Source organism: Chryseobacterium sp. MFBS3-17, assembly GCF_020687745.1.
Lineage (GTDB): Bacteria > Bacteroidota > Bacteroidia > Flavobacteriales > Weeksellaceae > Marnyiella.
Window position 1 is genome coordinate 270414 of record NZ_JAJEWK010000002.1, and the last position, 8866, is coordinate 279279.

The 8866-nt window shown below is 45.2% G+C and carries 3 protein-coding genes; all 3 read left to right on the top strand.

Translation table 11 applies throughout. From position 1 onward, the window contains the following. Window positions 1-2 precede the first annotated feature (2 nt). The 3 genes from sprA (at window position 3) to LKO26_RS01475 (ending at window position 7911) form a co-directional block, all read left to right on the top strand. On the top strand, window positions 3-7040 hold the full coding sequence (sprA, locus tag LKO26_RS01465) for a cell surface protein SprA (protein ID WP_410681399.1): 7038 nt from the start codon (window positions 3-5) through the stop codon (window positions 7038-7040). Window positions 7041-7181: 141 nt separating this feature from the next. Further along, complete coding sequence (gcvH, locus tag LKO26_RS01470; protein ID WP_227586021.1) at window positions 7182-7559, top strand: glycine cleavage system protein GcvH; 378 nt, start codon at window positions 7182-7184, stop codon at window positions 7557-7559. A gap of 55 nt (window positions 7560-7614) precedes the next feature. Next, on the top strand, window positions 7615-7911 hold the full coding sequence (locus LKO26_RS01475) for a VanZ family protein (RefSeq protein ID WP_227586022.1): 297 nt from the start codon (window positions 7615-7617) through the stop codon (window positions 7909-7911). Window positions 7912-8866: the final 955 nt, after the last annotated feature.

Below are 8866 nucleotides of genomic sequence, written 5' to 3' on the forward strand. Positions count from 1 at the left end.
TTTTGGCAAAAAATAACATCTTTTCCTATAAACTGCTCACCGCCTTGTTTCTGTGTTTCGCTTTTTTCAGTCTGCAGGCGCAGCAGAACCCCGAAGACGAGGCCACGGTAAGACAGAATTATGACCTTCCGGATCCTACAGTCTATGAAGGATATTACGACATCAAAACCGGCATGTATTACGTATATCCCAAAATAGGAGAGGTCATCACCGGTCCGCCATATGTGATGACGCCCCGGGAATACCAGGATTTTATGATGACTCAGGCCGCCAGAAATTACTATAAAGATAAATCTGACCGCTACAGCCTCATGTTCCGGAAAGATGTAGACGAAGCCCGCAGGCAGGGCATTATTCCCAGCCTCAGCGTGCGCAACAAAATTTTTGAATCTATTTTTGGCGGAAACAAAATTGAAATCATCCCTTCCGGTTTTGCATCTTTTGACTTTGGCGGACTATACCAAAAGATAGACAACCCGCTTATTTTGCCCCAGAACAGAACCAGTTTTGCTTTTGATATAGAACAGCGCATCCAGCTGGGACTCCTGGGTAAGGTAGGAGAAAACCTGCAGCTCAGAGCCAATTATGATACCCAAAGTGGTTTCGCATTTGAAAACCGGATGAATCTGATCTGGCAGGCCAAAGGTTCCTGGAAGGATTTGCAGACCAAAGGCCTGAATGATCCTACCACCGGCGGCGAAGACAAATTTATAAAACGGGTGGAATTCGGTAATGTGAACATGCCCCTTTCTACAAGCCTGATCCGCGGTTCTGAGTCTCTCTTCGGGATTAAAACAGAATTTCAGGCGGGAAAAACCTTCGGTACTGTTGTGTTTTCCCAGCAGCAGGGTGAAGCCCGGAATATCGTAGTACAGGGTGGTGGTGTGATGAGCACTTTTAAAATCAATGCCATAGATTATGAAGACAATCAGCATTATTTTCTGAACCATTACTTTCTCAATGACTATGACAATGCCCTTCTGAACTATCCGCAGATTAATTCCCGGGTCAGCATCAACCGTATTGAAGCCTGGGTGCTGGATCAGGGCAATGGTAACCTCTCGGAACAGAAGAGTATTGTGGGAGTCCGCGATTTAGGAGACGGCATTTCCGGCCTGCCGGATAATTCTCAGAATAATATTTACCAGGCAGTAAACGGTCTGGGACCGGGACTGCGGGATGTGAATACTGCATACAATACCATCAACGGGCAGTCGCTGCCCAATGCTGCCGGCGGTACGGAGGTTTTTCAAGACGGTGAACATTTCATCTTTAACCGGAAGGCCAGAAGATTGTCTGTAAATGAATTTAAATTTCACCCGCAGTTGGGGTATATTTCCCTCAATCAGCGCCTCAATGATAACCAGTTACTTGCGGTATCTTACTCGTATACGGTGAGCGGCTCCAACCAGGTGTACAAAGTGGGAGAGTTCTCAGAGGAAAGCCCGGTAATTGTCACCAAAGTGCTGAAGCCTAATACCAACGTGAAGACCACATCTCCCATGTGGGATCTCATGATGAAGAACTTCTATTCCATGGAAAGTATGCAGGTGGATGCAGATAACTTTATGCTCAATATCTACTACCGGGATACGCAGACCGGAGGCAAGGTCAACTACCTGCCGAACACGCCTGTTCAGGAAATCAACCTCCTGAAACTCCTGAACTGGGACCGGCTGAACCTGAATAATGACCTGCAGAGCAGTAACGGACAGCTGGGAGACGGAATCTTTGACTTCGTGCCGGAAATTACCATTCGCCCCGATGATGGAAGGCTGATGTTTACCAAAGTTCAGCCTTTCGGAAGCCACCTGGCATCCGTGCTGGGCAGTAATGATCCCCAATACGTATTTACAGATTTGTATGAGCAGCAGAAGCAGGTTGCCTCTCAGAGTAATCTGGCATTGCGCTACACCATGGAAGGCCGCTATAAAGGGTCACAGGGTCAGGGTATTTCGCTGGGCGCCATTAACGTTCCGCAGGGATCGGTAAAGGTTACAGCCAATGGGGTTCAACTTACAGAAGGGGTAGATTATACCGTAGATTATATGCTGGGACAAGTGACCATCATTAATGAGCAGGTGAAACAGAGCGGACAGGCCATCAACATCAGCCTGGAAAATCAACTCACCTTCAATACACAGCGTAAACGGTTCCTAGGTCTGAATCTGGAAAGACGTTTCAGTGAGAATTTTCTATTGGGTGGTACGGTAGTAAACTATGCTGAATCTCCGCTCACCCAAAAGGTCAATTATGGCGAAGAAGCAGTGAATAATACCATGGTGGGCATCAATATGATGTACAATAATCAGTTGCCCTTCCTGACCCGCCTTGCAGATAAAATTCCGCTTGTCAATACAGAAGCACCGTCTAATCTGAACTTCAAAATGGAAGGCGCGTATCTGATTCCTGGACTGAATAATTCCATCAACAATCAATCTTATATTGACGATTTTGAACAAACTACATCCAGAATATCCCTGAAGGAACCCAGTGCCTGGAGCCTGGCCTCTAAGCCGGAGAAAAACCAGAGTGATCCGGTATTTGCAGGTGCCGGGCAGAATGATGATATTACCAATGGCTACGGCCGTGGTCTGATTTCCTGGTATAACATTGACCCCCGATTCTATGGTGTGGGCGGTAATGAGCCCGAGGGAATTGATGCACAGGCAGTGTCTAATCATGCCTCCAGAAGGGTGCGGTTGCAGGAATTGTACAACAGCAAAGACTTTGTAGCAGGTGAGCAGGTCTTTACCAATACCTTTGATATCACCTACTATCCGCAGGAAAGAGGACCGTATAACGCCAATCCCAACCCCGAAAGTACGCAGCAGCGGTGGGGTGGAATGATGCGCGCCATTAATGTGTCCAATTTCATTAACTCTAATATAGAATATGTGGAATTCTGGATGATGGATCCCTATGCTGACGGCAATGTGCTGGGTGCCAATCCGAAAATGTTACTGCAGTTAGGAAACGTGTCCGAGGATATTCTGAAAGACGGACTGCTTCAATATGAAAATGGTTTGCCTACCCCGTCTGCACCTTCTTCCGTTTCATCTTCCAACTGGGGTGTACAGCCGAACCAACCACCTGTTCTGTACGCTTTTTCCAGTGAGGGAGCAGACAGAACTAGTCAGGATTTAGGTCTGGACGGACTGGATGCCGCAGGTGAATCCCTGAGATTTGGGACGAGTTTTGTAAATCCCGTGACCAATCTTCCTGATCCCGCAGCCGATGATTTTGTGTTCTACCTCAGTAATCAGTTTACCGGATCCTTGGCTTCTTCTGTAGCCCAACGGTATAAATATTTCAGAAACCCGGAAGGCAACTCCAAGAGCAACTCGCTGGAGGTTGCCTCTCAGACTCCGGATGCTGAAGATGTAAACCGGGATTTCAACCTGGATCAGAGCGAATATTACAACCAGTACGAAATCAATCTGGATCCGGCCAGTCTTGCCGTAGGTCAGAGCAATCACATTGTAGATTCCAAGACCGTACCGGTCACTTTTGAAAACGGAACCCAAAGTGATGTGAAATGGTACCTGGTAAGAATTCCGGTGGCAGATTTTGTGAGTACCGCAGGAGATAATGACCCGTCTGTACTGAATAATGTCCGGTTTGCAAGATTACTGCTCACAGGATTTGACCAGACTTCAACCATCCGTCTGGGAACCTTTGACCTGGTGCGTTCAGACTGGAGAAAATATACCAAGAATATTTATCCTACTCTTACCACCGGTGGCAGTGATGAAGGAACCAGCCTGGTCAATAATTCCAACTTTGAGGTAGGAAGTGTGAATCTGGAAGAAAACGGACTTAACCAGCCGCCTTATGTTTTGCCTCCGGGGATAGACCGCCAGGTGCTCAGTGGCAACGCAGGTGCGCAGAGACAGAATGAAGGTTCATTATATATGAAGGTGAAAGGCCTGAACAATGAATCCCGCGGGGTGTTCAAAAATACCAGTCTGGATATGAGAAGATTCAGAAAACTCAAACTCTTCGTACACGCCCAGAACCTGGATGATGCAGATCCTTTCCAGAATACACTGGATCCCAATACCAAATTCTTCATCCGTCTGGGAAGTGACGCTACAGATAACTATTATGAATATGAGGCATCACTGAAGTACACGGCAAAAACTGCAGTGGCTCCTTTGGACATCTGGCCTACGGAAAACGAGGTGGATCTGGAAGTACAGCAGTTTGTGGATGCAAAATTGCGCCGGGATCAGTCTGGTGCACCTATTATGGAACGCTATCACTATTTGCAGTATGGTGATGAGTATAAAAAAGTGTTCGTAAAAGGCCGGCCGTCACTGGGCGGGATTACCACCATCATGGTCGGAGTCAGAAATGAAATGCGCGGTGATGCAAAAGATCTGGTTCTTTGGGTTAATGAAATCCGTCTGGCAGATGTGGAAAATGAAGGCGGTTATGCCGGTAATGCCAGCCTGAGTTTTAACCTGGGAGATTTTGCACTTGTGAATACCAATGCGGCGTACTCTACCGTAGGATTTGGAAATATAGACTCCAGACCGGCAGAGCGTACCCAGTCTACACAATCTGCATTTAACATCAACACCACTGTGAATGTAGATAAGTTTTTGCCGGAAAAAACCGGTATTAAAATCCCGGTGAATTATTCCTACTCGCAAACCATTGAAGATCCCAAATATAACCCGCTGGACAATGATGTGGAATTCAGCAAAGCTGCAAACCGCGAAGAACTGAAAACCGTAGCACGCACCTACACTCAGCAAAGAAGCCTCGGGGTGGTCAATATGAGAAAAGAAAGGGTGAATCCCGAAAAGAAACCGCGGCCTTACGATGTAGAGAACATCTCCCTTACCATGGTTTATAATGATGACTATTTCCGGGACATTTATACCAAGAAAAACTACAGACAGTATCTGCGCGGTAATCTGGACTACAACTATAATTTTAAACCATGGGTGCTCAGACCGTTCCAGAAAGTCATCAGTGATACGGCAAAATCTGCCAAGTACCTGCGTTGGGTGAAGGAGTTTAACTTTAATCCTGTGCCTACCAGATTCTCATTCAGAACAGATATAGACCGCAATTACAATGAACTGGAGTTCCGGAACATCGAAGCCCTGCTCAGCGGCAATCTCGGAAATGATTTTGATGTTATTAAAAACCGGAATTTCTATTTTGGCTGGCAGTACGGACTCGGATTTAATTTTACCAAATCGCTGAAACTGGAAGTCAATTCGGTGATGCGAACACTGAATGATGAACTGGATGTAAACGCAATGGATAATAAGTCCATCTTCCAGGATATGTTCCGTGCGGGGCGTCCAGTGTTGTACAACCACCGAATTCAGGCAAATTACCGCCTTCCGTTTGAATATTTACCGATGGTGGATTTCATAGAGGCAGAGGTGGGCTACGGAATGACCTATAACTGGAACTCCCGCTCTACGGCACTTCTTACAAGTCCGGAGGGAAGTCTGGGTACCATTGGCCAGAATACCAATACCATTGTGGCGACTGCCAGTGCAGATTTCCCGAAACTCTTCAACAAAATGAAGTATTTCCGGGACATGAATACCAAACTGCAGAAGCGCAAACGGGAAATTGACTCGCTGAATACAGTGTATACTGCGCAGTGGGAAAAGAAAAGATTCCGCTACAAGGATTATAAATTCAAAAATAAACTGAGCATCGGCCAGAGCCTCATCTACGGATTACTGTCCCTGCGTCAGTTAGATGTCAGCTATAACGAAAATAATGGTACGGTGCTTCCGGGACTGCTTTCTGCTCCCAACTGGTATGGCTATGGCCAGACGCTGGGAGGTCCTACGGCAGGATTCCTCTTCGGGTCACAGGCAGATATCCGCCGCATTGCACTGGAAAACGGATGGGTGAGTACCTCCAGTTTCATGACAGATCCTTATGTGCAGATGAAAAACCGGAGTCTTACCGCAAATTTACAGGTGATTCCCGTGAATGATTTCCGCGTGGATTTCAACTGGATGCATAACTATACCCGGAATTTCTCGCAGGCCGGCTTTAATGATCCGCAGAATTTGTCCAGAATCAACCATGATTTTGCTTATGCAAATGATTATATTACATACTCCAATTCTGCATGGATGTTCAGAACAGCATTTAAGGACGGCTCAGAAATATACCGGAATATGATTGAAAACGCCCGGGCCATTTCACAGCAAATGCCTACCGCTCCAATTCTGGGTGGTTTCCATGATGGTTATGGTGTCGGGAATGCCTATGTGCTCATACCGGCATTTCGCGCAGCAGTAGAAGGCCGTAGTCCCGATGGACTTTTAGGCGATGCTAAAAAATCAGGATTCCCGTTGCCAAACTGGAGGCTGGTTTACTCAGGACTCAGAAATTACACGTTTATCAATTCTTATTTCTCCAAGTTCGATATTCTGCATGCGTATACCGCTACAGAAACTGCCACCGGAATACAGTCCAGCATTGATTATTTCAATGATGCTGCGCAGCGGGATGTGAATGGGAATTTTGTGAATCCGTTCACGTTTTCCCAGATCGGCTATATAGAGACCTTCGCACCGCTCATTGGTGTAGATCTTACCATGCGGAATAATGTACAGCTCCGGGCACATTACAACAAGGACCGGATGCTGATGCTGGGACTCGTAAACCATACGCTCACAGAAGATCAGGGTACGGATTATGTGTTAGGGTTCGGTTATATTATCAAGGATTTCAGACTGGGAGGTCCGCCACCGCGCCGCCGTGGTGCTGCCAAGTATAATACGGATCTGAATATCCGTGCAGATTTCCAGCTGAGAGACAATCAGACCAGAATATCCAATATCCTGCTGAACGATTCTCAGATTACAGGAGGGCAGCGGTTATTCAGTATAAAGTTTACCGCAGATTACAATGCATCACAGAACCTGAACCTCATGCTGTTTTATGACCAGATGATGACCAAGTATAAAATCTCTACAGCCTTCCCGCTTTCTACGGTCCGCGCAGGAATCCGGGCTACATTTACCTTTGATGGCAGTGGTGGATTTTAATGAAAAATAACCTGCCGCATATCCAACATTTAAAGCACAGGGCATAACCGGAAAGCGGACGGGACACAGAGCCCGCGTATTATGGATAAAGTCTTGTCACTTTCAAATTCTTTGAGTAATTTTGAACAAATATTAAATAAAATGAACACACCAGCAGAATTAAAGTACACCACCGATCATGAGTGGGTGAGAATTGAAGGAAATGTAGCAACTATTGGCATTACAGACTTTGCACAAAGTGAACTTGGCGATATCGTTTTCGTAGATGTAGATACGGTAGATGAGGGTTTGAATGCCGGTGATGTTTTCGGAAGTGTGGAAGCTGTAAAAACAGTATCTGATCTTTTCCTGCCTGTAACCGGAAAAATCACTGAGTTTAATGCTGACCTTGAAGACCAGCCGGAACTCCTGAACGCGGATCCTTACGGAAAAGGATGGATCATCAAAGTAGAAATGGCAGATGCTTCTGCACAGGACGGCCTTATTTCGGCAGAAGAATACCAGGCCAGCCTTGGATAAGATTTCACGAATATTTAAGAAGATTTTGCCCATTTATTGGGCATTTCTTTCTTATATGCTCCTCAAACCCGGCATAGAAACTGGTGATTACTGGTTTGTATTTCAGGGCATAGACAAAGTGGTGCACATCAGCACCTTTGTGATGCTGGGATTTTGCTTTATGTCGGCATTCCCCAAAACCCGTTTCATCGTCTTCCTGCAAATCATGATGTGCTATACTTTTCTAACTGAAATTTTACAGGACGAAATGGGGCTGGGACGCTCCCTGGAAGTCTGGGATGCGGTGGCAGATACTATTGGGGTGCTCATCGGCTATTTTCTGTTCAGAAAGACCCGGAATTTTGTGGTCTGAGTGTTTCATCCTGCAGATATTCCTTTTTCTTTTGAGGCGTGATGCTAGTCCTGGCTGCCCGTTGGGTTCCTTTCTATTTCTTTTCGTTTTCTTTTTCTTTCCATTTCCATTTCCATTTTTTTTTCTTTCTTTCTTTCTTTCTTCTTACACTATATATAAGGTATGGATATGTAATATATATATGAGTTCAAAGAACTGCCGCACATGAACAGAGACTGATGATCTTCTTGCAGTCAGGAATCGTGGTAATTATTTATTCTCTGGCGAGGACTGGGAGTGAAATTCAAACCTGCATATTATATATATACCAGGAGAAAATTAAACTTTCCGAATGAGTTTTGGCAGATTAAACAAAGGGGAATATCTGCAGAACGGATTTGAATGTTCAAAAAAGGCAACTTATTTACAGATTTCCAGGATCTTCTCAGTGCGATGATGTGGATTTTGAGAGTTATTCTCCCGATTCTACGACAGGTGGGCTGGCGAAACAGAAAAAAATGATGCGGCAAACGATAATTTTTGGACATTAAGTAGAATTTAGTGGATGGTTTCAGACGGTTTTTACCGCTTTTATCGCGGTTAATGTGGCGAAACAGCCAATACAATCCGGCCCGGTCATCATTATTATGATGATGTGGAAAACTCTGATAATCGTGTAACCTATTGGTTGTAATATACTTGCCAATGGATTTGTCCACAATTAAAAAATTATTCACTATTTTATTTGTTTTATGTTTAGAGATTGTCTTACATTTGCAGTCACTTAACAGTGGAGCAGTAGTATTATTAAAATAAAGGGGTCGCGAAAAAAAAATAATTTTTTCTTGCACATTAAAAATTTCCCCTTATCTTTGCAGTCCCAAATCGAGGTAACGAGATGATGGGGAGCGCAGGAGATAGATTGGAAGCCAGGTGGGTCTTTAGGGAATAAGATGAAGAAGAGAAGGTCTTGAAA

Coding starts and splice junctions, on each gene's coding strand:
- gcvH (WP_227586021.1), top strand. CDS start 7,182: ATGAACACACCAGCAGAATTAAAGTACACCACCGATCATGAGTGGGTG.
- LKO26_RS01475 (WP_227586022.1), top strand. CDS start 7,615: ATGCTCCTCAAACCCGGCATAGAAACTGGTGATTACTGGTTTGTATTT.